The sequence below is a fragment of the Streptomyces vastus genome (assembly GCF_039532825.1).
GTDB lineage: Bacteria > Actinomycetota > Actinomycetes > Streptomycetales > Streptomycetaceae > Streptomyces > Streptomyces vastus.
Genome location: NZ_BAAASJ010000030.1, coordinates 101,102 through 127,548, shown reverse-complemented (window position 1 = coordinate 127,548; position 26,447 = coordinate 101,102). Strand labels below are relative to the sequence as shown.

At 70.7% G+C, this 26,447-nt stretch carries 21 protein-coding genes and 4 pseudogenes; 15 read left to right on the top strand and 10 right to left on the bottom strand.

Going from position 1 to position 26,447, the window contains the following annotated elements; all coding sequences use genetic code 11:
* Positions 1-105 precede the first annotated feature (105 nt).
* From ABD357_RS14170 to ABD357_RS14150, 5 genes are all read left to right on the top strand, one after another.
* Positions 106-621: a hypothetical protein gene (locus tag ABD357_RS14170; protein WP_344390204.1), complete on the top strand. Its 516-nt coding sequence runs from the start codon at positions 106-108 to the stop codon at positions 619-621.
* Positions 622-709: 88 nt separating this feature from the next.
* A complete protein-coding gene (locus ABD357_RS14165; protein ID WP_344390202.1) occupies positions 710-2,227 on the top strand; it encodes a flotillin family protein in 1,518 nt (505 codons plus the stop codon).
* 120 nt (positions 2,228-2,347) lie between these two features.
* A complete protein-coding gene (locus tag ABD357_RS14160) occupies positions 2,348-2,833 on the top strand; it encodes a cation:proton antiporter regulatory subunit (RefSeq protein WP_344390201.1) in 486 nt (161 codons plus the stop codon).
* A gap of 7 nt (positions 2,834-2,840) precedes the next feature.
* Positions 2,841-4,076, top strand: coding sequence for a cation:proton antiporter (locus ABD357_RS14155; protein WP_344390197.1), 1,236 nt, complete (start codon positions 2,841-2,843; stop codon positions 4,074-4,076).
* Positions 4,077-4,232: 156 nt separating this feature from the next.
* The gene (locus tag ABD357_RS14150; RefSeq protein ID WP_344390196.1) at positions 4,233-5,246 is read left to right on the top strand and encodes an FkbM family methyltransferase; all 1,014 of its coding nucleotides are present in this window, start codon (positions 4,233-4,235) and stop codon (positions 5,244-5,246) included.
* 74 nt (positions 5,247-5,320) lie between these two features.
* Here the strand turns inward: ABD357_RS14150 and ABD357_RS14145 are convergent, their stop codons facing one another.
* Together ABD357_RS14145 and ABD357_RS14140 are read right to left on the bottom strand one after the other, a co-directional pair.
* Positions 5,321-6,208, bottom strand: a complete 888-nt coding sequence (locus tag ABD357_RS14145) for a class I SAM-dependent methyltransferase (RefSeq protein ID WP_344390194.1) — start codon at positions 6,206-6,208, stop codon at positions 5,321-5,323.
* Positions 6,209-6,305: 97 nt separating this feature from the next.
* Positions 6,306-6,881, bottom strand: coding sequence for a helix-turn-helix domain-containing protein (locus tag ABD357_RS14140; RefSeq protein ID WP_344390193.1), 576 nt, complete (start codon positions 6,879-6,881; stop codon positions 6,306-6,308).
* 142 nt (positions 6,882-7,023) lie between these two features.
* Here ABD357_RS14140 and ABD357_RS14135 point away from each other — a divergent pair.
* Positions 7,024-7,206, top strand: a pseudogene (locus ABD357_RS14135) (alpha/beta hydrolase); the annotation flags it as partial.
* A 14-nt stretch (positions 7,207-7,220) separates the two neighbouring features.
* Here ABD357_RS14135 and ABD357_RS14130 read toward each other — a convergent pair.
* Both ABD357_RS14130 and ABD357_RS14125 read right to left on the bottom strand, forming a co-directional pair.
* Entirely contained in the window at positions 7,221-8,420 is a 1,200-nt protein-coding gene (locus ABD357_RS14130) for a CaiB/BaiF CoA transferase family protein (protein WP_344390191.1), read from the bottom strand.
* Positions 8,417-8,968 (bottom strand): MarR family winged helix-turn-helix transcriptional regulator, encoded by a 552-nt coding sequence (locus ABD357_RS14125; protein WP_344390190.1) that lies wholly within the window; start codon positions 8,966-8,968, stop codon positions 8,417-8,419. The genes ABD357_RS14130 and ABD357_RS14125 overlap by 4 nt, the downstream gene beginning before the upstream one ends.
* Before the next feature lie 115 nt (positions 8,969-9,083).
* Between ABD357_RS14125 and ABD357_RS14120 the strand changes: the two genes are divergently transcribed.
* The gene (locus ABD357_RS14120; protein ID WP_344390189.1) at positions 9,084-9,599 is read left to right on the top strand and encodes a YceI family protein; all 516 of its coding nucleotides are present in this window, start codon (positions 9,084-9,086) and stop codon (positions 9,597-9,599) included.
* Between the two features lie 49 nt (positions 9,600-9,648).
* Here ABD357_RS14120 and ABD357_RS14115 read toward each other — a convergent pair.
* From ABD357_RS14115 to ABD357_RS14105, 3 genes and pseudogenes are all read right to left on the bottom strand, one after another.
* Positions 9,649-10,086 (bottom strand): annotated as a pseudogene (locus tag ABD357_RS14115) (carboxypeptidase-like regulatory domain-containing protein); the annotation flags it as partial.
* 51 nt (positions 10,087-10,137) lie between these two features.
* Positions 10,138-12,489: an MFS transporter gene (locus tag ABD357_RS14110; RefSeq protein ID WP_344390187.1), complete on the bottom strand. Its 2,352-nt coding sequence runs from the start codon at positions 12,487-12,489 to the stop codon at positions 10,138-10,140.
* Between the two features lie 141 nt (positions 12,490-12,630).
* Positions 12,631-13,197, bottom strand: coding sequence for an ATP-binding protein (locus tag ABD357_RS14105; RefSeq protein WP_344390185.1), 567 nt, complete (start codon positions 13,195-13,197; stop codon positions 12,631-12,633).
* A gap of 109 nt (positions 13,198-13,306) precedes the next feature.
* On the opposite strand from ABD357_RS14105, the pseudogene ABD357_RS14100 reads away from it, so the two are divergent.
* A pseudogene (locus ABD357_RS14100) lies at positions 13,307-13,521 on the top strand (RNA-guided endonuclease TnpB family protein); the annotation flags it as partial.
* 228 nt (positions 13,522-13,749) lie between these two features.
* Complete coding sequence (locus tag ABD357_RS14095; protein ID WP_344390263.1) at positions 13,750-14,700, top strand: SMP-30/gluconolactonase/LRE family protein; 951 nt, start codon at positions 13,750-13,752, stop codon at positions 14,698-14,700.
* Positions 14,701-14,721: 21 nt separating this feature from the next.
* Here the strand turns inward: ABD357_RS14095 and ABD357_RS14090 are convergent, their stop codons facing one another.
* Complete coding sequence (locus ABD357_RS14090) at positions 14,722-15,381, bottom strand: response regulator (RefSeq protein WP_344390184.1); 660 nt, start codon at positions 15,379-15,381, stop codon at positions 14,722-14,724.
* On the bottom strand, positions 15,369-16,643 hold the full coding sequence (locus ABD357_RS14085) for a sensor histidine kinase (RefSeq protein ID WP_344390182.1): 1,275 nt from the start codon (positions 16,641-16,643) through the stop codon (positions 15,369-15,371). Before ABD357_RS14085 ends, ABD357_RS14090 begins: the two co-directional genes overlap by 13 nt.
* 205 nt (positions 16,644-16,848) lie before the next feature.
* Here ABD357_RS14085 and ABD357_RS14080 point away from each other — a divergent pair, with 205 nt between their 5' ends.
* The 6 genes and pseudogenes from ABD357_RS14080 to ABD357_RS14055 all read left to right on the top strand — a co-directional run.
* Positions 16,849-17,148 carry a hypothetical protein gene (locus tag ABD357_RS14080; protein WP_344390180.1) on the top strand — a complete coding sequence of 100 codons (300 nt, stop codon included), beginning with the start codon at positions 16,849-16,851 and terminating at the stop codon, positions 17,146-17,148.
* Positions 17,145-17,912, top strand: coding sequence for an ABC transporter ATP-binding protein (locus ABD357_RS14075; protein WP_344390179.1), 768 nt, complete (start codon positions 17,145-17,147; stop codon positions 17,910-17,912). The genes ABD357_RS14080 and ABD357_RS14075 overlap by 4 nt, the downstream gene beginning before the upstream one ends.
* Before the next feature lie 3 nt (positions 17,913-17,915).
* Positions 17,916-20,459: an FtsX-like permease family protein gene (locus ABD357_RS14070; protein WP_344390177.1), complete on the top strand. Its 2,544-nt coding sequence runs from the start codon at positions 17,916-17,918 to the stop codon at positions 20,457-20,459.
* A gap of 118 nt (positions 20,460-20,577) precedes the next feature.
* Complete coding sequence (locus ABD357_RS14065; RefSeq protein ID WP_344390176.1) at positions 20,578-22,260, top strand: lysyl oxidase family protein; 1,683 nt, start codon at positions 20,578-20,580, stop codon at positions 22,258-22,260.
* Positions 22,261-22,416: 156 nt separating this feature from the next.
* On the top strand, positions 22,417-24,165 hold the full coding sequence (gene polX / locus ABD357_RS14060; protein ID WP_344390175.1) for a DNA polymerase/3'-5' exonuclease PolX: 1,749 nt from the start codon (positions 22,417-22,419) through the stop codon (positions 24,163-24,165).
* Between the two features lie 174 nt (positions 24,166-24,339).
* A pseudogene (locus ABD357_RS14055) lies at positions 24,340-24,789 on the top strand (GtrA domain-containing protein); the annotation flags it as partial.
* Here the strand turns inward: ABD357_RS14055 and ABD357_RS14050 are convergent.
* Positions 24,781-26,400 carry a protein kinase domain-containing protein gene (locus ABD357_RS14050; RefSeq protein WP_344390261.1) on the bottom strand — a complete coding sequence of 540 codons (1,620 nt, stop codon included), beginning with the start codon at positions 26,398-26,400 and terminating at the stop codon, positions 24,781-24,783. The pseudogene ABD357_RS14055 and the gene ABD357_RS14050 overlap by 9 nt on opposite strands.
* Between the last annotated feature and the right edge of the window lie 47 nt (positions 26,401-26,447).

The following is a 26,447-nucleotide window of genomic DNA, read 5'->3' as shown; positions in this document are numbered from 1 at the left end:
CGTAAAGACTGCCGGAGTACGGCAATGTGCGATGAGGCACACGTCTGAGATGATCCCCGTACGCCGAGGTGGTCGGCGTACGCGGGGACACGGGGGGCGTACCGCATGACCTTCTTTCTCGGTCTCGGCATCGCGGGGGTCGTTCTGCTCATCCTGGCGCTCGTCTTCGACGGGGTGCTGGAAGGGCTCTTAGACGGGGCCGGGGTCCTGGACGGGCTGTTCGACGGGCTGCTGTCGCTGCCGGTCATTGCCGGGTTCATCTCGATGCTCGGCTTCTCCGGGGCGATCGTGCTCGGCACGACGGGCCTCGGAGCCGGACCCGCCACCGCCGTGGGCGTCGGCGCCGGTGCCGGGGCGGGCTGGCTTACCTGGAGGCTCAGCCGAACCCTGATGCGGGACGATCCCGCCGTCACCCCGCGCAGTGAGGACCTGGTGGGCTCCTCGGGCTCCGTGGTCACCGCGATCCCGGCCGACGGCTATGGCGAGGTACTGGTGTATCTCGCGGGCCAGCCGGTGAAGTACGCGGCCAAGAGCGCCGTTCCCATCGCGCGGGGCGCTGAGATCTGGGTCGAGGGGACCTTGTCGACGACGTCGGTGACGGTCCGCCAGGTCGAGCGCTGACCCGCACATCAGACCTCGTACAGCACACCCCGCAATCATTCGTACGTACCGATCTGCCGTCCCCTGAGACGGCAGGGGGGAAGTCATCATGAGTCCAGTCGTCATCGCCGTCGTCGGAGTCGTCGTACTCCTCGTGCTGCTGGCGCTCGTCGTCGTCACGCGCTACAAGGTGGCCGGGCCGAGTGAGGCGTTCATCGTCACGGGGCGGCGCGGCAAGAAGTCCACCGACCCGGAAACCGGCCGCATCTTCACCGACAACAGCGGCCAGAAGGTCGTGGTCGGCGGCGGCGTGTTCGTCGTGCCGTTCGTGCAGCAGAAGTTCACCCTCGACCTGTCCTCGCGGCACATCCCGATCTCGGTGCGCGGCGCGGTCACGCTGCGCGGGGTCAAGGCCAACCTCGAAGGCGTGGCCATCGTCAAGGTCGGCGGCTCCGAGGACTCGATCCGGGCCGCGGCCCAGCGGTTCTTGATGCAGCAGGGCGGGATCGTCGGGTTCACCCAGGAGGTGCTGTCCGGCGCGCTGCGGTCCATCGTGGGCCGGATGTCGGTGGAGGACATCATCCGGGACCGGGCCGCGTTCGCCGGGCAGGTGGCGGAGGAGGCCGAGGCGAGCCTGTCCGGGCAGGGCCTGGTGCTCGACGCCTTCCAGATCCAGGACATCACCACCGAGGGCTCCTACCTGGAGGACCTGGGCCGCCCGGAGGCCGCGCGGGCCAAGCAGGAGGCCGACATCGCGGAGGCGGTGGCCCGCCGGGCCGCCGAGCAGGCGCGGCTGAAGGCGGAGGAGGAGATCGCGATCGCCCAGCGGACGTTCGCGCTCAAGCAGGCCGAGATCAAGGCCGAGACGGACGCGGCGGCCGCGCAGGCCAACGCGGCGGGACCGCTCGCCGAGGCCGCCCGTCAGCAGGACGTCCTGATCCAGCAGGAGAAAGTGGCCGAGCGCCAGGCGGCACTGAAGGACCGTCAGCTCGACACCGAGGTGCGCAAGCCCGCCGACGCCCGGCGGTACGAGGCCGAGCAGGAGGCGGAGGCCAAGCGGGTGGCCCGCGTGAAGCAGGCCGAGGCGGAGCGGCTGGCCGCCATCGCCGCCGCGCAGGCGGAGGCCGAGCGGGCGCGGCTGTCGGGTGAGGGCGAGAAGCAGCGCCGTAGCGCGCTCGCCGAGGCGAACGCCATCGAGGGCCTCAGGGAGGGTGAGGCCGAGCGGTCCCGGCGTGCGGCGATCGCGGAGGCGGTCCGGCTGGAGGGCGAGGCGGAGGCCGCCGCGATCGGGGCGACGGGTTCCGCTCAGGCGGAGGCCATGCGGAAGAAGGCGGACGCGTTCGCGCAGTACGGCGACGCGGCCGTGCTCCAGATGCTCGTCGAGGTGCTGCCGCAGGTCGTCGCCAAGGCGTCCGAGCCGCTCTCCGCGGTGGACAAGATGACGGTGATCTCGACGGACGGCGCCAGCCAGCTGTCGCGCACGGTCGCCGACAACGTCGCGCAGGGCATGGAACTCCTCAGCTCCACCACGGGAGTTGACCTTGCCGAGCTGCTGAAGGGAATCACGGCGGGCAAGACGGCCGTACCCGCCGAGGCGGCCAACGGGAAGATCGAAGTGACCGGCTGACCATGGAGGCCGGCGTTCCGCCCAGGGGCGCCGGCCTCCATACGGGTTGCGTACGGTGCGTATGTGGGGCGGAAACAGCCCCGTGGACACGTACGCACTTGATCGGACAGGGGATCAGCCATGGGCACACCACGCCTGAGCAGTACGCCGTTGCCGGGCATCGGGGTGCGCTACGACCTGACGACACGTGAGCGGCGCCGCCTCTCGGTGGTCGCGCACCGCGACGGCGACCGGACGTTCAGCGCGTACCGCACGGACGACCCGGACGCCTGCTCGCTGTCCGTGCATCTGACGCCGAAGGAGGCGGCGGCCCTCGTCGACGCCCTGCTGCCCACGCATCACAGTCCGAATCTGCTGTCCACCACCGAACTGGGCCTGGTGGCCGAACGCCTCGAACTGTCCAGCACCTCGTACTGGAACGGACGGCTGCTCGGCGAGACCCGGATGCGTACCGAGACGGGCGCCTCGATCGTCGCCGTGCTGCGACGGGCGGAGGCGATCCCCTCGCCCCCGCCGGACTTCCGGCTGGCCGGCGGGGACACCCTCATCGTGATCGGCACCCGGGAGGGCGTGGAGGCGGCCGCGGCGATACTCGGACGGGAGTGAACCGGCAGTGCACACCTCTGCGGTCTTTCTGATCGAGTTCGGCGCCATCATCCTCAGCCTGGGGCTGCTGGGCCGCTTCGCCGGGCGGTTCTCGTTCTCGCCCATCCCGCTGTATCTGCTCGCCGGACTCGCCTTCGGGAAGGGCGGGTTGCTGCCGCTGGGCACCAGCGAGGAGTTCGTGGCGATCGGCGCCGAGATCGGGGTCGTACTGCTGCTGCTCATGCTGGGGCTCGAGTACACGGCGAGCGATCTGGTCACGAACCTCAAGACCCAGTACCCGGCGGGCCTGGTCGACGCCGCCCTGAACGCCCTGCCCGGCGCGGTCATGGCGCTGCTGCTCGGCTGGGGTCCGGTGGCCGCCGTGGTCCTCGCCGGAGTCACCTGGATCTCGTCCTCCGGAGTCATCGCCAAGGTCCTCGGCGACCTGGGACGGCTCGGCAACCGTGAGACTCCCGTGATCCTCAGCATCCTGGTGCTCGAAGACCTGTCGATGGCCGTCTATCTGCCGATCATCACCGCCCTGCTGGCCGGCACGGGCCTCGCCTCGGGCAGCGTCACGCTGGCCATCGCACTGGGTGCGGCGGCCCTCGTACTGGTGGTCGCGGTGCGGTACGGCCGTCTCATCTCCCGTTTCGTCTCCAGCGACGACCCCGAGAAGCTGCTTCTGGTCGTACTCGGCCTGACCCTGCTGGTCGCCGGGCTGGCCCAGCAGCTCCAGGTCTCGGCGGCGGTGGGCGCGTTCCTGGTCGGCATCGCGCTGTCCGGGGAGGTGGCGGAGGGCGCGCACAATCTGCTCTCCCCGCTCCGGGACCTGTTCGCCGCCGTGTTCTTCGTCTTCTTCGGCCTGCACACCGACCCGGCCAGCATGCCGCCGGTGCTGCTGCCCGCGCTCGCTCTGGCCCTGGTCACCGCCGTCACGAAGATCGCCACCGGGTACTGGGCCGCCGGGCGGGCCGGGATCTCGACGAAGGGGCGCTGGCGGGCGGGCGGCGCGCTGGTGGCGCGCGGCGAGTTCTCGATCGTGATCGCCGGCCTTGCGGTCACGGCGGGCATCGAACCGTCCCTCGGGCCGCTGGCCACGGCGTACGTCCTGATCCTGGTCGTACTCGGTCCGCTGACGGCTCGCTTCACGGAGCCGCTGGGCATGCGTTTGACGGCGGTTGTACGTCGCCGTCGGCCGATGGCGACGCCGCCCGAGGCGGAGGGGGCGCCGGAGCCGGCGGGGCGGGGGCCGGGGGCTTGAGGGCGTGGGGAGTGGGCATGCGGGCGTCAGGGCGCGAGCACCCTGTGTGCACGCCCGCGGGGTTCGCTTCTGGTACCCGCGTGAACAGGGCGTTACTTGAACGGGAAGTTAAGCGATCGCTTCAACGAACGGCTGCTCGCGTGTAAGGGTGTCTGGATGCAGACCCTTTTCAGGCGACTACTCAAGCTGGCCCCCAAGCTCGGGGTGCAGGTACTCGATCTTGGCCCCGGAGAGGCGTTGGTCTCCCGGCGCCGCGGGCGTGCCCAGATCTCTCTGGAGGCGGGCGCGGACCTGCTGGCCCGCCGAAGTAGCGCCTACGCCGTAACGCCTGTCGGTGGCGACGCGTGGCTGGTGACCCGCGGTCGTACAGCGGGGTCCAAGGCCAAGCCGAAGTCGGCGAAGTGGAAGAGCGTCGCGCTCGGGCAGACCGGGGCGCACCTGCTGTTCGACCCGGACGCGGCGAAGGGCGACGAACGCGTCCTCCAGCTCGCCGCCGCCGACTACCTGTGCGCGCACCACGTGAATGGTCTGCTGGACAAGTACCAGGTGAACTGCGTCTTCGACGTGGGCGCCAACGCCGGCCAGTACGGCAGCCGCCTGCGCCGCCATGGCTACACCGGCCGCATCGTCTCCTTCGAGCCCACCGCAGAGCATTTCGCCAAGCTGCAGAAGAAGGCGGAGAACGACCCCGACTGGCACGTCTACAACTGCGGCCTCGGCCGCGAAGAAGCCACCATGGAGATCCACTCCAACTGGAACTCCATGAACTCCCTTCTCCCGCCCACCGAGTACGGCAAGGGCCGCTACAAGCGGTTCGCCAAGTCGACCATGGAGCAGATCGAGATCCGTCGCCTGGACGCGGTGATGGACGAGGCGTTGGACGGCCTCACCGATCCGCGGCCCTACCTGAAGATGGACACCCAGGGCTACGACCTGGAGGTCTTCGCGGGCGCCGGCAAACGCATCGACGACTTCGTCGGCATGCAGTCGGAGGTCGCCCTCCTCCGGCTCTACGAGGGCAGCCCGCAAATGCACGAGGCTGTCGCGGTGTACGAGGAGGCGGGCTTCGAGATCACGGGCATGTACCCGGTGACCCGCGAACCGGCCACAGGGCGGGTTGTGGAGTTCGACTGCGTGATGGTCCGCCCGACAAGTGCCTCTGGTGGTTGAGCGGGGCGCGACAAGCCACAACGCACCCGCACCCGCCCACGAACCGAACGAACCACCCCCGTAGGCCGCCCCGATCAACCGCCGGAGGCGTGCCGCGCGGCCCACACCATGCGCTCCGTGCGCACCGTCAGGTCGCCGCGCCGCAGAACGCTGTGCGGCCCCTCGGCGTCGAGCAGCCGGTCGAGTGCCCCGAGGTCCTCGGCTGTCAGCGCCTGGGCGGCACCGCTGCGCAGCCGGCGCAGGCTGCTGAGCGCGTAGCGGCCAACTGCGTCGGTGTGGGGCGGGCCAAGGTTCACGCTGACGGTGCGTTCGGCCTCGACGGTGAAGCCGGCAGCGGTGAGTTTGGCTCCCCAGTCGGCGCCCCGGTGCGGCACATGTTCGGCGTGCTGCCGCGCAAGCGCGGCGTGGCAGCGTTCCTCGAGACCGGGACGGTCTTCGGGGGCGTCTTCGGGCAGGAACCTGGGGAAGCCGGCCAGTTCGACGACGACGAACAGCCCGCCCGGCGCAAGCGTGTTGCGGACCTGGCCCAGGGCGCGGTCAGGATCGGCCATGTGGTGCATGGAGGCTGATGCCCAGACCAGTTCGGGCGTGCCGAGGTCGGGCCAGGTCGCGTCGAGGTCGGCCTGGACGGTGCGCACCCGGTCGGCCACGCCTTCCGTCGTGGCCTTCTCGAACAGGCGGTGCAGGTGCCCGGCCGAGGTGTCGACGGCGGTCACCTCGGCATGAGGGAAGCGCTTGAGCAGTGCGAAGGTGCCGGTCCCGGTCCCGCAGCCCAGATCCACGATGTGACGAGGGGCGGCTCCAACGGGCAACCATGCGGTGATGGAGGCGATGTACTCGGCGAGCACCTCGGCGTCCAGGTCGAGGATCTCCGCCTGGCCGTCGGCGTCGGGGTCCGCTCCGTGCTGGTCGGTTCCGTGCCCTTGGTGATCGTGCGAGGCGCGCTGGGATGTGTGAGTCATGCCGACGACGCTAAGAGGATCACGGGCGCGTGACGTGGCCGCTTCCCGAAAGAGCAAGACGATGGCCACCGGGCCTGCCGTCTGCGCAAGAAGCCCGTCATTCGGCACCCTCGCTGCGCTGGTGCCCGCGGCGGGCGTCACGGTCGAAGATGCCCAGGACCTCGCACGGCCCGCCCTCGGCGCCGATGGCGTGCGGGAGCATCGTCGGGAACTCGGCGGCCTGGTTGGTCTCCACGCGAAGGCGCCGGTTGCCCAGCAGGAGGACGGCAGTACCGGAGAGGACGACGAGCCATTCACGGCCGGGGTGGGCACGCATGCGCGAGGGGCTGTCGGGCGGCGGGTCCGTCATGCGCTGACGTATGACGGTCATGCCCGGGTCCGCACGGATGAGCCACTGCATCCGCTGGTGGGCCGCGTCGATCACCGGGCTGGAGATGACATCGTCGGCGGCGGTCTCGACCAGCTGGTCGAGCGAGGTGTCCAGGGCGCGGGCGAGGGTGACGAGTTGATCCAGCGCGAGGCGGCGCTGACCGTTCTCGATGCGGCTGAGCGTGGACGGGCTGAGCCGGGCGCGGGTGGCCAGCTCGTCGAGGGACCAGCCCTGCGCCATACGCAGGGCGCGGATCCGTTTGCGTACGAGGCTGTCGAGCTCACCATGGTCGTCTTGCGGCATGGGCAAAACAATATGCCTTGCACGCAAGGCGCACGCTCAGCGTGATCGCTCACGGCCCCGGCTCAGACGTTGGAAAACCCCATTCCCAACTCGGGTAAACCCCCCCTCAACATAGGCCAGTTGGCAGGATGGGGCGTTTCGCGCCACTCCGCTGAGCGGCGCCCTGAAGCTCCGTAGCGCCCTCGGCAAGCGCGCCACCATGGTGACCGTGAACTCCACCGGCCATGACGCCTACCTCGCCAACGGCAACGAGTGCGGCGACCGGACCGTGTCCCGATTCCTGGCCATGGGGGAGCGGCCGGGGCGGGACGTCTACTGCGACTGACGTCCGAGGCCGCGTCAGACGACCTTGGCGGCGCGGAGGCCATCGATGGCCTCCGCGCTGTGCCCCAGTTCGGCCAGGATCCCTTCGGTGTGCTCGCCGACTGCGGGGACGGGGTCCATGCGGGCGGTCGTGCCGGCCAGGTCCACCGGTGGCAGGAGCGCCGGCACCGCACCGCCGCCGGGCAGGCGTACGTCCTGCCATCGCTCCCGCGCGCTGAGTACGGGATGGGCGAGGAACTCCTCTACGTCATTGACCCCGGCGTTCGCGATACCGGCCTCGTCCAGCAGCTTCTCCACCTCGCGGCTGCCGGACCGGCTGAACCGCTCGGCGACGATCGCGTTGAGCTCGTCGCGGTGCGCCACCCGGTCCGAGCCGGTCGCGAACCGCGGATCCTCGATGAGCTCAGGACGTTCCAGGAACCGCTCGCACAGCGCGACCCACTCGCGTTCGTTCTGGATCGAGAACAGCACGTCCTTGCCGTCGGTCGCGGTGAACGCGCCGTACGGGGCGATGGTGGCGTGCTGGGTGCCGATGCGGGGCGGCTGGGTTCCGCTGTGGCGGGTGTAGTAGGCGGGCTGGCTCATCCACTCGGCCAGCGCTTCGAAGAGGGACACCTCCACGGCCCGGGCGACGCCGGTGGTCGCGCGGGTGTAGAGGGCGGTGAGGATGCCCGAGTACGCGTACATCCCCGCGGCGATGTCGGCGACCGACACCCCCGCGCGGGCCGCTCCGTGCTCGTTCCCGGTCAGTGAGACCAGCCCGGTCTGGCACTGCACGAGCAGGTCGTACGCCTTTCGGTTCGCCCAGGGTCCGCTGCTTCCGTAACCGGAGATGGAGCAGGGGATGAGGGAGGGGTGCCGTGCGGCCAGATCCGTCGCGCTCAGCCCCAGCCTGGCGGCCGCACCCGGGGCCAGATTCTGGACGAACACATCGGCCCCGCCGAGCAGTTGCTCCAGGATCTCCCGCCCCTGTGCCGACTTCAGGTCGAGGGTGAGGGATTCCTTGGACCGGTTGAGCCATACGAAATAGCTGGACTCTCCGTCGACTGTGGTGTCGTACCGCCGGGCGAAGTCCCCCTCCCCCGGCCGCTCCACCTTGATGATCCGTGCGCCGAGATCGGCCAGCTGGCGGGTGGCGAAGGGGGCGGCCACGGCTTGCTCGACGCTCACGACGGTCACGCCGGTGAGCGGGAGTGGTGCGGGCTGCTCGGTCACAGGGCCCTCCTGTCCGGCGGCTCGTCCGGCTGGCGGTCGGTGTCCGCTGTGCCCGGCAGCAGGCCGCACAGGGCAGCGCGTTGCTCGGGGCCGAGGGCGCGGGTGACGGCGTCGGTGACGGCGTGCGCGAGAGGGGGCGAGGTGTCTTTCAGGAGCCGGCGTGCCTTCTCGGTGAGGGTCACCTCGATGCCGCGCCTGTCGCCACAGACCGAACCCTTGGTGACGAGTCCGGCGTGCTGGAGGCAGGCGACCTGATACGTCAGCCGGGTCTTGGGGCGGCCCAGGAGTTCGGCGATGCGGGTCATCCGCAGCCCGCCTCCGGGCTGGTCGGCCAGCAGGCACACGATGAGGAACTCGTCGTGCGAGATCCCGAGGGCGTCCTTGACGCGGGAACGCAGCTGCTGCTCGACCGCACCGGCCGCGGCCAGCAGATGCATCCAGGCGCGCAGCTCCGTCGGCAGCAGCCCGCCCTCGCCCGTGGGAGCGCCAGAGGACTCGCCCGATGGATCACGCTCGGGCAGGTCGGTGGGGGCGGTGGAGTCGGCCATGATGCTCAAGTCTAACGGTTGTCCAATTTTGGATAACGGGCTAGCGTGTGACTGTCCAAATTTGGATAACCTCCTTCAGTGACCAGTCACGCACGCCCCCGTCAGGAGAAACCTCATGTCCGTCGCAGTCGAAACCGGCCTCTGGCAGCTCGACCCCGCCCGCTCCACCGTCGCCGTCCGGCAGAAGACGATGTGGGGCATGGTCACCGTGAACGGCACCTTCGCGGGGATCACGGGCGAGGGCGAGGTCCGCCCCGACGGTTCCGCCAGCGGCACGGTGACTGTCGACGCCGCCTCCCTGGACACCAAGCACACCAAGCGCGACAAGCACCTGCGCTCTGCCGACTTCTTCGACGTGGACCGGCACCCCGCGATCACCTTCGCCGTGCGCAGCTGCGTCCCGCGTACGGACGACACAGTTGAGGTCTCCGGTCAGCTGACCGTACGCGGCGTCAGCCGCCCCGTGTCCTTCACCGCCCGCGCCACCGACTCGTCAGCCGACGCGGTCACCCTGGCTGCCGAACTGACCGTCGACCGCACCGAGTTCGGCATCTCCTGGAACCAGATGGGCATGATGCGCGGCCTGACCACCATTACCACCACCCTCCGCTTCGCCCGCGCGGCGGCCTGACGGACAGCAAGGCCGAGCCCGGGGCAGGCAACCTCTGCCCGCCCAAGGTGGCGCGGACGGACGCCTCGACCCGGGACTTGCCGGCGTCCTCGCCGATCTCGATGCGACCGCCGAAGCCGGTGAAACGGCCGTGCACGCTGGACAGCCCCAGATGCTGGGCCACCGCCTCCACCGAGGAGTGGGCGGGGTCGATCGTCCACGGACCCGGCGGCGGCAGCTCGACGCCCGCCTGCCGGCCGAGGACGATCTGGCCGAGCTCCGCACGACCGCTCGCCGTGACGAGCGCGGTCGAGGCGGCGGGCGCGTACCCCACCGCGGTCACGATCGCCGTGTACGAGCCCGGCTCGAGATGCGCGTCGTCCCTGACGGCGCCCTCGGCGTCCGCCTCCGCGCGCAGGATCTGCGTGCCGGTCATGTCCGTCACCATGACCACCGCGTGCGGCACGGCCCAGCCGTCCCGGGTGCGTATCCGTGCGCTGAGTGCCATCGCGTCTCTCTTCTCTTCCGTGCGTGCCGTTTGCCGTCCAGTCCGGCCGAACTACTCGCCTCCGTGGGCCAGTTCGATGTCATGGCCGTCGACGCCACCGCCGGAGACGGTCACCGCGGTGGCCTTCGGCGGGTAGCCGGTCGCCATGACCGTGTAGTCCCCGCTGTCCAGGTCGGAGAAGGCGTACGCCCCTTCGACGCCGGTCGTCGTCGTGGCGACCACGTTGCCCGCGGCGTCCATCAGCGTGACCCGCGCGTCGCTCAGCGGAGCACCCGCGCCGCGCACCGTGCCCCGTACCTGCGCACCGGGATGCAGCTCGACCTCCACACGGGTGGCCCCCGCGCCGCCGATCTCGACGGGCAATGCCAGCGGCCGGTGCTTGGCCGAGTTGACCGCGAGGGTCACCGTCCCCGGCACCAGGTCCGGGACGGTGAACTCGCCCATGGCGTCCGTCTCCCCACTGGCCAGCACCTCGCCACGGACATCGGTCACGATGACCACGGCCCCGGCGACCCGCACCCCGCTGTCCGCCGACCGCACCACCCCGGCAAGCCCGCTGGTGCCGCTCAGCAGGACGTCGTACGTCACCGGGGCGTCCCCTACGACGACGGTCGCGGCTTGCGGCCGGTAGCCGTCGGCCACGGCGATCAGGACGTACGAACCGGCGCCCGGCGCCCGCACACCGTACGAGCCGTCGCCCTGCGCGACCGCCCGGCCGAGCTGCCGCCCCTCGAGGGAGATCAGCGTCACCGCGGCACCGGACACGGGCGCGCTCTCCGCCCCGCGGACGTGTCCGCGGACGGGGACGCCGGTCGTGTCGTCGTCATCCAAGGCCGCCGCGTCCAGGGGCCGGCGGGGCTGCGGAAGGGTGACCGGCACGCTGGACGCACCTGCGTCGGCGGCAGCGGGAACGGCCAGTGCGGCGGCGTCGTCCGCGCTCCCGTCACCGTCCGGCGTCCCGGAAGTTCCGGCCGCCTCGGCCGCGACCGGCTGCCGTCGCGGGATGAACGAGGCGACGACAAAGGCGAGAAGGGCCGCGCCGACACCGATGCCCAGGACCGCCTTGAAGCCGTCCTCGGAGGGCAGGGCGGTGGAACCGAAGGTGGTGGTCATCTGCGCCAGGATGACCCCGGCGACCGCGCTGGCGACCGACGTACCGATGGACCGCATCAAGGTGTTGAGGCTGTTCGCGGCGCCCGTCTCGGACGCGGGCACGGCGCTCATGATCAGCGCGGGCATCGAACCGTACGTGAAGCCGATACCGGCGCCGATGACGCAGGACACGAGGATGAAGTGCCAGACCTCGTCCAGCAGCACGATGTTCAGTCCGTAGCCTCCGGCCACGATCAGGGAGCCGATCATCAGCGTCACCTTGGGGCCCTTGGCCTTGGAGACGGCCGCGGAGACCGGGGCCAGGGCCATCATCACCAGGCCGGACGGCGCCATGACGAGACCGGCGGCGAGCAGCGACTGGCCCAGACCGTATCCGGTCGCCTCAGGCAACTGCAGGAGCTGCGGAATGACGAGGGACATCGCGAACATCGCGAAGCCGACGGCTATCGAGGCGAGGTTGGTGAACAGCACCTGACGGCGCGCGGTGGTCCGCAGGTCGACCAGCGGTTCCTTGGTGCGCAGCTCGAAAAGGCCCCACACCAGCAGGATCACGGCGGACGCACCGAACAGGCCGAGGGTGGTGCGGCTGTCCCAGCCCCAGTCCCCGCCCTTGGAGATCGCCAGCAACAGGCACACCAGCCCCGCCGCCATCCCGATCGCGCCGATCAGGTCGAACCGTCCTCCGGTGCGCACCTGCGACTCCGGTACAAGGGCCGGTACGAGCAGCAGGGCGACGGCGCCCATGCCGGCCGAGGCCCAGAACAGTACGTGCCAGTCGAAGTTGTCGGCGATGAGCGCGGCGGCGGGCAGACCGAGGGCGCCGCCGACGCCGAGCGACGCGCTCATCAGCGCGGTGGCGGAACCGAGCCGTTCGGCGGGCAGTTCGTCGCGCATGATGCTGATGCCGAGCGGGATGACACCGGAGGCCAGACCCTGCAGCGCACGCCCGACGATCATCGGGCCCAGGGAGTCGCTGAGCGCGGCCGTGATCGACCCGGCCACCAGCATGACCAGGCTGACCAGCAGCATCCGGCGCTTGCCGTACATGTCGCCGAGCCGCCCCATCATCGGCGTCGCGACGGCGGCGGCGAGCAGGGTGGCGGTGACGGCCCAGGCGGTGTCGGACGCCGGGGCGTTCAGGAGGGTGGGCAGCTCCGGAACGATCGGGATGACAAGGGTCTGCATCAGCGAGACCACGATCCCGCCGAAGGCCAGCACCGCGACCACGACGTTCGGCCGCGGTGGCGCTGCCGCGCCGGTGGTGGCGGTGCGGGGTTGTGCGTGGGACATGGTCGGGCCTCCGGGTGGGCGGTCGGTATGCGCGATGCCATAAAATGTAAGTACGTTGATTTAGTTAAGCAAGTTAGAGCCTTGCGCAGGGGACACGACGGGGGAGCGCGCTGCGTATGACACGGACGGTTATGACCTGCGTCACCCGCCGTGCCTTGCAGAGCGAGCGGATTGCCATCCGGTCCAGTCGGTGGCGGCCACCACCTCGCGGGCGATGTCCACGACAGGCCGCCCGTCTGTCACCACCCGCATGGTGTCCGCTGGGGCCCGTCGGTCCAGCAGTCGCGCCTTGCGTGCACTGCCCGCCAGCTCCTGCTCGAGCTCCGAACCCAGTTCCCGGCGGACCAGCCGCTCGTGGGCGGTGGCATCGGAGGCGGTGAGCAGGACCCGTACGATCCGGACGCCCGGACCCAGGGCGCGCTCGAACATTCCCGTCGTCTCGGGCAGCACACTCAGAGTGTTCGTGTAGATCAGTCGGCGGTAGCCGCGCCGGGCGTAGTTCGCCCACACGGCAGTCAGATTGCTCTCCGTGATCTCCGAGCGGTGAGGGTCCCCCTCCGGTGCCGGATGCACCTGTCCCATGAAGTCACCGTCGATGACCGCATGCGGGACCGCCGCAGCCCGCAGCAACGCCGAAACCTCCCACCCCACCGTCGTCTTGCCGACTCCGGCCCGCCCTCCGATGAGCAGTACCTCCGCGTGATCCATGCAGGCAGCGTGCCAGCGCGCACCTGTCTCACGCGATCCGATATCGACCGGCCCATGACCACAGGCGCGCCACAGTGAAACTCTCGGCCGGGGCCGTGAAAGGGGCGAGGTGGCGCAGGTGACGGCGGCTGCGGAGGCCGGGCAGGCCCGGTACAGCTACCGGCTGCGCGTGTCTGCCGCCGCTCGCACCGCCCTGGCGGCGGAGTGGGACCGATGCCGCTGGCTGTGGAACGAATGCGTCGCCAAATCCAAGGCCGTACACCTGCACAACAAGGCTCCGGCCAGAAGGCCACCTGCGGCCAGGCTCAGCTCGACAAGATGCTGGCAGAAGTCCTCCTGGAGCGCTGCTCCAGGAGGCGGCCAGCCAGGACTCCCCTCCCTTGCAGGAGGGGAGGATTCCAAGGGGAACTCTCGTGTGGGGCGGGGCGTTCGAGCGGGCAGAGTTCGGGAGCTGGGCTCGGTCTGGTTCTCGATGTCTCCAAGTGCACTACCAGATCGCTGAGTTGCCGAGTTCGCAGAGTTTCACCCCCACCTTCATGGAGGCCCGGAACCATGTCCCCGAACCAAGCCCGGCCATCCCGGCGCACCGTTCTCGGCGGGGCCGCCGCCGCGCTCACGCTGGCCGCCGGTGCCGGCACGGCCAGTGCCGCCGCCGGAACCGTAAAGAGTGCGTGGCCGACCGAGTTCCCGCTCCCGGACGGCTGGCTGCCCGAGGGCATCACCATCGGCAGAAAGCCGTACGCCTACATGGGCTCCCGCGCGAACGGCGCCGTCTACCGCACCGACCTGCGCACCGGCAAGGGCGGCGTCCTCTTCGAGGGAGCCACCGGCACGGCGTCCATCGGGCTGAAGCTGGACCACGACGGTCTGCTGTACCTCGCCGGAGGTGCCGGCGGCACCGCGCGCATCGTCGACTCCCGCAGCGGCAGGCTCAAGTCCACGTACCAACTGACCGACAGCACGGCCACGTTCGTCAACGACGTCATACTCCTCGGCGACCGCGCCTGGCTCACCGACTCCCGCAACGCCGTGCTGTACGGCGTACCCCGCGGCCGGGGCGGCGAGGTACGCAGTCTGCCGCTCGGTGGTGACTGGGTGCAGACGCCCGACGTGAACAACGCCAACGGCATCGTCGAAACCCCTGACGGCCGCGGTCTGATCGTCGTCAAGAGCACGCCGGGCGAGCTCTACCACGTGGACATCAAGACCGGTGAGGCGAAGAAGATCGCGCTGAAGGGGCAGGCCGATGTGGCCAACGGCGACGGTCTGCTGCGTATAGGCCGCACTTTGTACGTCGTGCAGAACCGGCAGAACCTGATCAGTGTCTGGGACCTCGACGCGAAGGTCACCACGGCCACGCTGAAGCGGACGATCACCGATCCCCGGTTCGACGTGCCGACCACTGCCGCCCGCTGGGGGGACCGGCTGTATCTCGTCAACGCCCGGTTCACCAGCCCTCAGACGCCCGAGACGACGTTCAACGGCGTTGCTGTTCCTGCCTAGTTCGCCGCGTCGGGCGGTCGGTCAGGCGCGGCGGCGTACGTCCTCGAGGTAGCGGAGGACCGCGGCGACGCGCCTGTCCACCTGGTCGGTGGGGGACAGGTCGAGCTTGGCGAAGATGCTGCGGATGTGCTTGTGCACGGCGCCGTCCGTGACGACGAGGCGTTCGGCGATGGCGGAGTTGCCGAGGCCCTCGGCCATCAGGGCGAGTACGTCGCGTTCGCGGGGGCTGAGGCGTTCCAGGCGGGTGTCGTGGCGGCTGCGAGTGAAGAGCTGCGCGACGACCTCGGGGTCGATAGCGGTGCCGCCGGACGCCACGCGCCGCAGTGCGTCCAGGAACTCCTCGACCCGCCCGACCCGCTCCTTGAGCAGATAACCGAGGCTGGTGACGCCGCCGGTGAGCAGTTCCGTGGCGAAGCTCTGCTCGACGTACGCGGACAGCACGAGCACGGCCAGGTCCGGCCGACGGCGTCTGGCCTCGACCGCCGCGACGATGCCCTCGTCCGTATGGGTCGGGGGCATCCGTACGTCGAAGATGGCGACATCGGGCTTGTGTACGTCGATGGCGTCGAGGATCCCGTCGGCCGTACCGGCGGTGGCCACCACGTCGAGCGACTCCGCCCGCAGCAGCAGTGCGAGCCCTTCGCGCAGCAGAGGGTCGTCCTCGGCGATCACGATCCGCATGGGAGGTCCACCTCGAGGGTTGTGGGCCCGCCGGGCGGGCTGGTCAGGGTGAGAGTGCCGTCGTGGGCCGCTATGCGGCGGCGCATACCGGTCAGGCCCGAGCCGCCGGCTTCGTCCGCGCCGCCCTGGCCGTCGTCCTTGATCTGCAGGTGCAGTCGGCCGTCGTGGCTGCGGACGGTGACGGTGGCGTGCTGGGCCCTGCTGTGCTTGGCGATGTTGGTCAGGGCTTCGGCCACGATGAAGTAGGCGGTCGCCTCGACGGATGCCGCGCACCTCGCGGTTGTCTCGACGTCGACGCGGCAGGGCACCGGGCAGTCCGCGGCCAGCCCGGCCAGCGCGCCTTCGAGTCCCCGGTCGTCCAGTACCGGCGGCAGGATGCTCCGGGACACCGAGCGCAGTTCGGCCAGCGCCCCCTCGGCGGCGCTCTGCGCGCGTTCGAGGAGTTCGTCGGCGCCCGCCGGGTCGCGGGCCACCATGCGGCGGGCGGCGCCGAGCAGGACGGTGACGTTGACGATCCGGTTCTGGGTGCCGTCGTGCAACGAGCGCTCGATACGGCGCAGTTCGGTCGCGTGGGCGTCGAGGGCGGCGGCCCGGGTGGCGGTCAGCTCCGCGACCCGCAGGGACAGGTCCGCGTCGGGGCCTGCCGCCAGCAGCCGGCGTCCCGGCCGCGCCTGCAACCGCGCCATGCCCGGCCCGAGCCCCACGATGATGGCGATCCAGGCCAGGCCCAGCGGGGTGACGGCCAAGGCGTCCAGCCAGGTCTGCGCGTTGCCGATCCCGATGGACGTGCTCGTCGCGTTCTCGGGCGCGAACGGCCACAGCAGCGGGAACGCGGTGTCGCGAATCGCAACGACGGGCAACAGCACTCCGAGCAGGCCAAGGAGCAGCCCCAGCGTCCCGTGCGTGGCCAGCCAGCCCAGCTCCCGCCGGGTGGCGGGGTTGGCAAGGGCCGGGCGCAGCCGAGTCGGTGCGGGTCCCGGGCCGATCAGCTCCGGACCCCATCGGGTGAGCCGGTCACGTTCGCGCTCGGCGACGGCGTGCAGGGCGCGCAGGGCGGCGGGCGCCATCAGCAGCCCCACTCCCGCCAGGGAGGCCACGGCGGTGACGGTCACCAGGAGGAGGACGATCAGCGCCAGGACGGCGGTACCGAATCCGCCGGCGAGCTTTTCGAGCGCGACGAGGGCGGCGCCGGCTGACCGGACAACGATGTCCCGGATACGGGTCTTTGGGGCGCCGTCAGACGCGTACCGCTGGCTCGACATGGGGTCCTCCTCGGGCAACGACCTTAGGCCGCCGATCAGTTGGCCGTCAGCTCAAGGCCCCAGGAAGCCCCGGGAAGTACAGCCTGCTGTACCCCGAACCGGGCGGCAGGCGGGCTCGGCCGCGAGCGCTCGCGATTCATAGCGTCGGTGACGACACCGGAACCGGCCGCGCCCCTCCGCGGCAACCAGGAACAGGAGCCCGAAAATGGCCGACCCCTACCGCCTCACCCCTGCCCCCGGGACGTACGCCAACCCGTCCGTCGACTCCAACATCGACCCCAACGCCGAGACCATCGGCAAGCCGCTCCCCGTCAGCGAGCCGCTCCCCGTCGTGTCCGGGTCCGGAGTCGCGCGCACCCTCCTCTGGGTGGTGTTGGTGATCAGCGTGGTCGGCAACATGGTGGCCTCGTACGCCTCCAGCACGCCTCTGCACCTCGCCTCCGGCGCCGTCACCGCGGTCTGCCTGACCGCACTGGTCGTTCAGGGCCTGCGGGGTCGTCGATGAGCAAGGTACTGAGGGGAGTTGAGGCTCCCTCGACGGTTCCGGGGCACACCCCGGCCATCGCCCTTGCGCACCTCACCAAGACGTATCCCGGAGGGGTACGTGCCCTCGACGACGTGTCCCTGACCGTCGAACGCGGCACGTTCCTCGCCGTGATGGGGCCCTCGGGATCCGGCAAGAGCACGTTGATGCACTGTGCGGCGGGACTGGACGCCCCGACCGCGGGCAGCGTCCGCATCGACGGTCACGAGATCGCGGGCCTGAACGAGACCCGCCGGACCGAACTGCGGCGCGAGCGCATCGGTTTCGTGTTCCAGTCCTACAACCTGGTGCCTTCGCTCAGCGTCGCGGACAACATCACGTTGCCGCTGCGGCTTGCGGGACGGGCCCCGGACAAGGAGTGGCTGCGGACCCTGATCGAGCGGGTCGCCCTCGGCGACCGGCTGACGCACCGGCCCGCCGAACTCTCCGGCGGCCAGCAGCAACGGGCCGCGATCGTACGGGCGTTGGTGACCAGGCCGGCCGTGGTGTTCGCCGACGAGCCGACCGGCGCGCTGGATCTGCGCAGCGCCCACGAGGTGCTGAACCTGCTGCGCGACCTCGTCGACGAGCTGCGCCAGACGGTGGTGATGGTCACCCACGACCCGGCCGCCGCGGCTCAGGCGCACCAGGCGCTTGTGATGGCCGACGGCCGGGTCGTGGACACCTTGGACGCGCCCACGGCACCCGAGCTGGCCGGCCGGCTCGTCGCACTGGGAGAGGGATAGATCATGCTGCATCTCGCGGTACGCATGGCACGGCACCGGATCACGGCGCTGCTGGCCGTGGCGTGTGCGGTGCTCGGTGGTGCGGTGCTGATCACCGGCACCGGGGTGCTGGCCGAGTCCGGACTGCGCTCGCATCTGCCGGCCGGCCGGCTCGGCGGTGCGGACGTCGTGGTCTCGGCCGATCAGACCTACCGGCCCGGCGGGGACCTGCCGATCGCGCTGCCGGAACGCGGCACGGTACCGGCGCGCCTGGTCGACCGGCTGGCCGACGTGCCCGGTGTCACCGGCGTGGCCGGCGACGTCAGCTTCCCCGCGGCCCTCGTCGACGCCCACGGCCGGGTCGTACCGGCCGAAGATCCCAGGACGGTCGGACACGGCTGGTCCTCGACCGGGCTGCTTCAGGACGCCCGGGTCGACGGCGGGAAGCCGGCCGATTCGGGCGAGGTCGCCGTGGACAGCGACACGGCCGCCGCCGCAGGTGTCCGGGCGGGCGACCGGGTCGAGGTCGTCGCGGCAGGCCGGGCCGCAGCCGAGTACCGCGTCTCGGGCGTGGTCGACGCGCCCGGAGCCGGAGTCTTCTTCGCCGACCCGACGGCCGAGCGGCTCGCCGGCCGCGACAGCGGGCCGCGTGCCGGAACGGTCGACCTGATCGGACTGCGTACCGAACCCGGCGCCACCGACTCGGTCGCCTCAGCCGTCCGCGACCAACTGCGCGACACGGACCTGGTGGTGGCCACCGGCGCGGACCGCGGTGACCTGGCGGCGCCCGACGCGGTGGCCGCGCGGTCCCTGCTGATCCTGCTCGCCGGCTCGATGGCCGGTGTCATCCTGCTGATCACCGGGTTCGTCATGGCAGGCGCGCTGGGGGTGTCGCTCGCCGGGCAGCGCCGCGAACTGGCCCTGATGCGGGCCGTCGGCGCGACCCCGAAGCAGATCCGCCGCCTCGCCGCCGCCCAGGCCATGGTCATCGCGGCCCTGGCTCTCGTGCCCGGAGTGGCCCTCGGCTACCTGCTGGCCGGACAGTTCCGGGGACAGCTCGCCGAACGCGGCGTGCTCCCGGAAGGCCTCCCCCTGACGACCAGCCCGCTGCCCGCGCTCGCCACGGCCCTCCTGCTCGCCGCCGCCGTCCAACTGTCGGCGAGGGGCGCCGCATGGCGTACGTCCCGGATGCCGGCCACCGAGGCGGTCGCCGAGTCGCGCACCGAACCCCGCAACCCGTCCCGCATCCGGACCCGTATCGGCCTGCTGCTCATCGTCGCCGCGACCGCACTCTCGGTCGCACCGCTGCTGGCCCGGACCGTGCTCGGCGCGACCGCCACCTCCATGGCCGGCATCATCGGGGCGATCGGCCTGGCCATGGCGGGCCCCGCCCTCGTCCGGCTCGTCGGCGACACCTTGTCCCGGCGTCTGCGGCCCGGCGCCTCCGCGCCGACCTGGCTGGCGATGTCCAACGTCCGCGGCTACGCCCTGCGCATCGCGGGAGTCGTCAGTGCCCTCGCCATGGCGGTCGTGTTCGTCCTGACGTACACCCTCACCCAGACGACCGTGATGACCGCCACCTCGGACGACGTCCGCACCGGCACCCTCGCCCAGCAACGCCTCGGTGCGCCGGATCTCGGCGGACTGCCCGACGGCACGCTCTCCGCCGTGCAGGAGACCGCCGGCGTACAGGCCGCGGCGCCCGTCGGCAACACCACCGTGGTCTGGCGCTACCAGCTGTTCGGCGAGAACGAGGTCGAATCCGCCTCCGCGATGATCCTGACCCCGGCCGCACCGGCCGTCCTCGACCTCGACGTACGGTCCGGCAGCCTGGACCGGCTCACCGGGGACACCATCGCGGTCAGCAGCGACGTCGCCCGCTCGCGCGGTGCGGAACTCGGCAAGCGGGTCAGTCTGATCCTCGGCGACGGCACCCGCGTGACCCCTCGGGTCGTCGCCGTCTACGCCCGGGGCCTCGGCTTCGGCCCTCTCGTCCTCTCCCAGCACCTCGCGAACGGCCACACCGCCACGAGCCTCGACGAGAGCATCCTCGTTCGCACGGACGGCACGGCGACGGCACAGCGCAACCTCGCGCAGCTGGTGGAATCCCGCCCTGGCCTGGCGCTGGAGCCCACCGACACCGCAGCGGGCGGCAGCCTGAGCGAGGCCCCGCCCGAGGTGTGGATCAACCTGGCCACCATCGTCGTACTCCTCGGCTACCTCCTCCTCAGCATCGCCAACAAGCTCGTCGCCACCACCGCCCAACGCCGCGGTGAGATAGCCACACTGCGCCTGAACGGCACGACGCCACGTCAGATCCGCGCGATGATGCGCCGCGAGGCCGCGGTGATCGGCGTCGCCGCCGTCACCACGGGCCTGGTCCTGTCCGCGATCCCCCTCACCCTGCTGGGCATCGGCTTCCTCGACCGCCCCTGGGCCGCGGGCCCGGCCTGGCTGCTGCCCGCCACAGCGCTCACGATCATCAGCCTCGCCTTCGTCACCATCGAACTGCCCACCCGACGGGCGCTGCGTACGGCCCCTGCGGACGCGCTCGCCGACCGTGGATGACGGCCGGCCCCGCCTGCCTCGTGATGCGAGTTCGTCCTCAAAGGCAACCCCACACCCTCATCACGACTCTCACAGGTTGCTCACATGCTTGATCATGACTCTCGCAAACTAGGAACACATGACCAGACAGCAGCACCGCAATCGCCCGAAGCGTGCGGCATTAGCCGCGGGATTCGCGCTCACCGCCGTCGTCGCCGGGGCGGGAGCCGCCCCCGGGGCCGGGGCGGCGGAGGCGGGAACGGCGGGCAAGCCGAAGCTCAAGCTGATCGCCGCGTCGGACTCGTTGACGCTCGACCGCTGGGAGGGGGAGGAAGGGGTCACTCTGGACCTCGGCACGTACGTCACGGTCGACGGCGCGCCGCTGGAGTTCAAGGTGACCCGGAAGTCGTACAAGGATCCCATCGTCGCCCAGCAGATCATTCACGACGGAACGAAGACGAAGGCCAAGAAACTGCCCGCCGGGCTGATGAAGGACTTCTCCGGTCTGCCCGGCTTCCTGGAGGTGTCGGTCAAGAACGCGGCCGGCGAGGAGGTCTCGAAGACGAAGCAGACCTTCTGCCCGAACAACGCCTCCGGGCGGATCCGGCCGGACGCCCCCGCCACGTCGAAGTATCCGCAGGGCTGCTCCACCAACCCGTTCACGCTGGGCTCGGTGTGGGGCGTCGAGAAGGGCTGGGCGTCCAACACCACGCGGTGGGACTACGGGTCGGAGGTGGACCTGCCGGCGGGCGAGTACACGGCGAACGTGGCGGTGGCCAAGAAGTACCGCGACCTGTTCGGTATCCCCGACGACCGGCCGACCATCAAGTTGACGGTCCGTGAGAACAGTTTCGAGGACGGCGAGGGAGTGGCCGCCTCGCGGTCCTCGGCCCCCTCCGGAGGGCACCAGGCCGCCGGGCACGACGCGGACGCCTCTTCCCAGCAGGGTCCCCGCGGCGCCGACGAGCCGGCCCCGCCCGCCGTGTCGCACGCGCTGGAGGACCGCGGCGTGACGCCCCAACCGGGCGACGGACCCGGCTACACCGACGGCTCGCCCATCGCGCCCGCGGCCGAGCCGAAGCCCAACGCCAAGCGGCCCACCGGCCGGGCGGGTGTCGCGGCGAACGTGCCCAAGCCGGACCTGCGTTCGGTGCCCGCCTGGGGCATCGAAATCACCGATGGCGAGGACGGTGACGTGGCGGGCAAGGACTACCTCGCCTTCAGCGCCACCGTCTGGAACGCCGGCCCCTCCCCGCTCGTCGTGGACGGCTTCCGCAGCCCCGGCAAGGACCTGATGGATGCGTACCAGTACTTCTACGACGCCGACGGCAAGCAGGTCGGGTACGCGCCCACCGGCACCATGGAGTGGGACGCGCGGGACGAGCACGAGCACTGGCACTTCACGGACTTCGCGAGCTACCGGCTGCTGAGCGAGGACCAGACCAAGGAGGTGCGCAGCGGCAAGGAGGCCTTCTGCCTGGCCAACACCGACGCGATCGACTACACGGTGAAGAACGCCAACTGGCACCCGGAGAACACCGATCTGGAGACCGCCTGCGGTGAGAAGAACGCGATCTCCGTCCGCGAGGTCCTCGACGTCGGCTCCGGCGACACCTACAGCCAGTACCGTCCCGGCCAGTCCTTCGACATCACCGACCTGCCGAACGGCACGTACTACATCCAGGTCATCGCCAACCCGGAGAAGCGCCTTCAGGAGACGAACACCGGCAACAACGTCGCGCTGCGCAAGGTGATCATCGGCGGTGAGCAGGGTGCCCGCACGGTGACCGTGCCGCCGCACGATCTGATCGACGCCCCGTAGGAGACGACGGTGTCCCTGGGACCCGCCCCGGTACGTACCGAGGCGCGGGCCTCAGGGGCACCGGCACCGCGCCTCGGTACGTACCGGCGGCCTTCGGTGGCTTCAGCCCGTCAGCCCGGCGCGTGCCGTCGCCCGATGCGTGCCTACCCTGGATATGTGGCTCGGTCCAACGACGAGGTCGCCGCGCTGCTCTCCGAGTACGCGGATCTGATCTCGATCACTGGAGGAGACGCGTACAGGGTGCGTGTCTACGAGAAGGCTGCCCGCGCCGTCGGCGGTTACCACGCCGAGGTGTCCACCCTCGACGTCAAGGGCCTCCAGGAGATCCCCAACGTCGGCAAGTCGATCGCCGAGAAGATCGTCGAGTACTTCCGCAGCGGCAGCGTGTCCGCGGTCGAGGAGCTGCGGGCGAAGATCCCCGCCGGGGTCCGGCGGCTGACGGCCATCCCCACGCTCGGCCCGAAGAAGGCCAGCGTCCTGTACGAGGAGCTGGGCATCTCCTCCGTGGAGGAACTGGCCGACGCCATCCACGAGGAACGGCTGCGCGACCTGAAGGGCTTCGGGCCGAAGACGGAGGAGAACATCCTCCACGGCATCGAACTCCTCCAGTCCTCCGGAGACCGCGTCCTGCTCGATGTCGCCATGGACCTCGCCGACGACATCGTCGCCGAACTGTCCCGGGTGACCGGCTGCCGGCGGTGCACGTACGCCGGGTCGCTGCGCCGCTTCCGCGAGACGATCGGCGACATCGACGTGCTCGCCGCGGCCGCCAGGTCGGCGCCGCTGATGCGGGCGTTCACCGAGCTGCCGTATGTCTCGGAGGTCATCGCGCACGGCGAGAAGAAGACGTCGATCCGCACCACCAAGGGTCTGTCCGTTGACCTGCGCGTCGTACCGCCGGACTCGTGGGGCGCGGCCCTCCAGTACTTCACGGGGAGCAAGGCGCACAACATCCGCACCCGGGAGCTGGCCGTCCACCAGAAGCTCAAGCTCTCCGAGTACGGGCTGTTCGACGCCGAGAGCGGGGAGAAGATCGTCTCCAAGACCGAGGAGGAGGTGTACGCCCGGCTCGGCCTGCCGTGGATCCCGCCGACGCTGCGCGAGGACCGCGGCGAGATCGAGGCGGGGCTGCGTGGCGAGCTGCCCGACCTGGTGACGGAGGCGGACATCCGGGGTGACCTGCACACGCACACCGACCTCACCGATGGCCTTGCTCCGCTCGAGGAGATGATCGCCGCGGCCGCCGAACGCGGCTACGCCTACTACGCGATCACCGATCACGGGCCCAACCTGTACATGCAGCGGATGACCGACGAACGGATGCTGGCCCAGCGGGAGCGTGTACGGGAGCTCGACGGGGAGTACGCAAAGCGCGGCAAGCGGGGTGGTATGCGGCTGCTGCACGGCGTGGAGTTGAACATCGATCCGGACGGCGGCGTGGACTGGCCCGAGGAGTTCCTGGCCGGCTTCGATCTGTGTGTGGCCTCGGTGCACTCGCACTTCAACCAGGGGCGTGAGGCGCTGACCCGTCGGATCGTACGGGCCTGCGAGAACCCGTACGTCACCATCATCGGTCACCCCACCACCCGGATCCTCGGCAAGCGGCCGGGTGTCGACGTCGACCTCGACGCGGTCTTCGCCGCCTGCGCGCGCACCGGTACGGCGCTGGAGGTCAACGCCCACCCCGACCGGCTGGACCTGCGCGACGAGGACATCCTGCGGGCCAAGCGGCACGGGGTGAAGTTCGCCGTCGACAGCGATGCCCACGCGATGCTTCACCTGGACAACATGCGTTACGGCGTGGGCACGGCGCAGCGGGGCTGGCTCACCAAGGAGGACGTGATCAACACGTGGCCGGAGGCCCGGCTGAGGCGGTTCCTGCGCAAGGAGGCGGCGGGGCGCTGAGGCGATCGCGGGCGCCCTTCGGCGACCTTCGGGCGGAGTGCCCCCGCCTTCGTGGTAGAGCCAGCCCTACCTTCGGTTCGGGAGTGGGCGTCATCGTGCTCGTGAGCTGGTCGCGGCAGGGTTGGAGCAGTTGATCCCAGAGGTTCACCGCTCCCACCTGCCGGAAGGAAAGTCATGAACGCGGCCGACATACGCCCGAGTTCGGCCGCATCCGCATCCGCATCCCCCGCTCGCCCCGGTCCCCTCGCGTCCTTCGCCCGCTTCGTCCTGTGCGGCGGCGGGATCGGGGTCCTCTCCAGTGGTGCCGTGGGGCTGCTGGCCGCGCTGATGCCCTGGGCGGTGGCGAACGCCCTGATCACCGTCGGCTCCACTCTCCTCTGCACGGAGCTGCACGCACGCTTCACCTTCGGGGCCGGGCGGCGGGCCGGATGGCGTCAGCACTGGCAGTCCGCGGGATCGGCCGCAGCGGCCTATCTGGTGACCTGTGCGGCGATGTTCGCTCTCCACGCGGTCCAGTCGTCGCCCGGGATGCTGACCGAGCAGGCCGTGTACCTCAGCGCCTCCGGGCTCGCCGGTATCGGGCGCTTCCTGGTGCTGCGGCTGTACGTCTTCGCCTCAGCCCGTCGTGGTGAAGCCGTTCCTGACCTTGTCGAAGACGGGGCGGTAGCCGGCCCATTGGGCGTCCGGGGCCGAGAGGTAGATGTCGTACTCCTTGGCGCCCTCCCGGCCGTACCCGAGGTCGATGGCGCGGAACGCCCGGGCGCGGCCCTGGAACGTGAACTCCCATACCGCCGCGGGCTGTCCACGGAACGAGGTCTTCTGCATCCGCAGCTTCCGGTACGACGTCGGATAGTTGACCTTGGTGTTGGCCTCGATGGTCTTGAAGTGCTCGACGGGGTGCGAGCCGGCGGGGTCCACGACGCCGACCGTGATCTCGGCCAGCTTGGTCGGGTCGATGTAGCTGACCCCTTCGGGGGTCTTTCTGTTGAGCTTCCAGCCGTCCGGGACGGGGAAGGCGACGCCGTGGCGCTTGTCGCGGACCAGGTGGTAGCCCTCGGGCACGGGCGGGGGCTTGAACGGCGGTGCGGTGGTCGTACCGGGGCTCGGCGCGGCGTCGTCGGTCGTCCCGCCCTCGTACGTCGTCACGTAGAGCGCGCCTGCGACGGCCGCGCCCGCCACCGCCGCCGCCACGGTGCTCCAGAGCAGGGCGCGGCGCTTGCGGCTCCGGCCGCCCCCGCCGTCGCCGGTCCTGGTGGGCGTGCCCGGCACGTCCGGCACCTCTGACGCGTCCGGCATGTCCGTCCCTCGGCCCCGGCCTCCGTCTGAGCCCATCACCGAACCGGGTGTCGAACCAGTCACCGAGCCCGTCCGCGTCCCCGTGCCCGCGAACGCCGCAGCCCGATGCACCTCCGTCGGCTGCCCGGCCCGTATGGCCTGCAGCGCCCGCTCCGTCTGCTCCGCCGAAGGCCGCCCGTCCGGCTCCTTGACCAGCAAGGCCTCGATGAGCGGTTCCAGCGGACCGGCCTGCGTCATCGGTCCCAGGGGGTCGGTGGCGATGGCGTACGCCGTCTCCATAGCCGTGTCCTTGCGGAACGGTGGCCGTCCCTCCACCGCCTGGTGGAGTGTGGCGCCCAGCGCCCACAGGTCCGAGGCCGGTCCGGGGGTGAGGCCCCGCATCCGCTCGGGCGCCATGTAATCGATCGAACCGACCATCTCGCCGGTCTTCGTCAGCGTCGACGTGCCGTCCGTCATCGCGATGCCGAAGTCCGTGAGGACCACGCGGTCGTCGGAGGCGAGCAGTACGTTGCCGGGCTTGACGTCGCGGTGCAGCACTCCGGCGGCGTGGGCGGCGCGCAGGGCGGCGATCATGCCGAGGCCGATCCGGGCCGCCTCCTCTGGCGGGAGGGTCCTCTCGCCCTTGAGCAGGTCGCCGAGTGTGACCGAGGGCACGTACTCCATGACGATGCAGGGCAGCCCCCCGTCGTCGACGACGTCGTGCACGACGACCACGTTGGGATGGGTGATACGGGCCGCGCTGCGCGCCTCGCGCCGCATGCGCTCGTACAGCGTGGCCAGTTCGTCGTCGGACAGATGGTGGTGCGCGTGCAGTTGCTTCAGCGCGATCTGGCGGCCCAGGACCTCGTCCTCGGCGCGCCACACCGTGCCCATGCCACCACGGCCGATCCGCTCGGCCAGCCGGTACCGCCCGGCAACGAGCCGTCCCTCGTCCGACACGTCCCAGCCTCCGCCAACTTTGCTCACGTACATCACGTTCGATTTGC

Bases quoted from the DNA above. Each gene is read 5' to 3' on its own strand.
- ABD357_RS14170 (WP_344390204.1), top strand. From the start codon at position 106: ATGACCTTCTTTCTCGGTCTCGGCATCGCGGGGGTCGTTCTGCTCATC.
- ABD357_RS14165 (WP_344390202.1), top strand. From the start codon at position 710: ATGAGTCCAGTCGTCATCGCCGTCGTCGGAGTCGTCGTACTCCTCGTG.
- ABD357_RS14160 (WP_344390201.1), top strand. From the start codon at position 2,348: ATGGGCACACCACGCCTGAGCAGTACGCCGTTGCCGGGCATCGGGGTG.
- ABD357_RS14150 (WP_344390196.1), top strand. From the start codon at position 4,233: ATGCAGACCCTTTTCAGGCGACTACTCAAGCTGGCCCCCAAGCTCGGG.
- ABD357_RS14145 (WP_344390194.1), bottom strand. From the start codon at position 6,208: ATGACTCACACATCCCAGCGCGCCTCGCACGATCACCAAGGGCACGGA.
- ABD357_RS14140 (WP_344390193.1), bottom strand. From the start codon at position 6,881: ATGCCGCAAGACGACCATGGTGAGCTCGACAGCCTCGTACGCAAACGG.
- ABD357_RS14125 (WP_344390190.1), bottom strand. From the start codon at position 8,968: ATGGCCGACTCCACCGCCCCCACCGACCTGCCCGAGCGTGATCCATCG.
- ABD357_RS14120 (WP_344390189.1), top strand. From the start codon at position 9,084: ATGTCCGTCGCAGTCGAAACCGGCCTCTGGCAGCTCGACCCCGCCCGC.
- ABD357_RS14110 (WP_344390187.1), bottom strand. From the start codon at position 12,489: ATGTCCCACGCACAACCCCGCACCGCCACCACCGGCGCGGCAGCGCCA.
- ABD357_RS14105 (WP_344390185.1), bottom strand. From the start codon at position 13,197: ATGGATCACGCGGAGGTACTGCTCATCGGAGGGCGGGCCGGAGTCGGC.
- ABD357_RS14095 (WP_344390263.1), top strand. From the start codon at position 13,750: ATGTCCCCGAACCAAGCCCGGCCATCCCGGCGCACCGTTCTCGGCGGG.
- ABD357_RS14090 (WP_344390184.1), bottom strand. From the start codon at position 15,381: ATGCGGATCGTGATCGCCGAGGACGACCCTCTGCTGCGCGAAGGGCTC.
- ABD357_RS14085 (WP_344390182.1), bottom strand. From the start codon at position 16,643: ATGTCGAGCCAGCGGTACGCGTCTGACGGCGCCCCAAAGACCCGTATC.
- ABD357_RS14080 (WP_344390180.1), top strand. From the start codon at position 16,849: ATGGCCGACCCCTACCGCCTCACCCCTGCCCCCGGGACGTACGCCAAC.
- ABD357_RS14075 (WP_344390179.1), top strand. From the start codon at position 17,145: ATGAGCAAGGTACTGAGGGGAGTTGAGGCTCCCTCGACGGTTCCGGGG.
- ABD357_RS14070 (WP_344390177.1), top strand. From the start codon at position 17,916: ATGCTGCATCTCGCGGTACGCATGGCACGGCACCGGATCACGGCGCTG.
- ABD357_RS14065 (WP_344390176.1), top strand. From the start codon at position 20,578: ATGACCAGACAGCAGCACCGCAATCGCCCGAAGCGTGCGGCATTAGCC.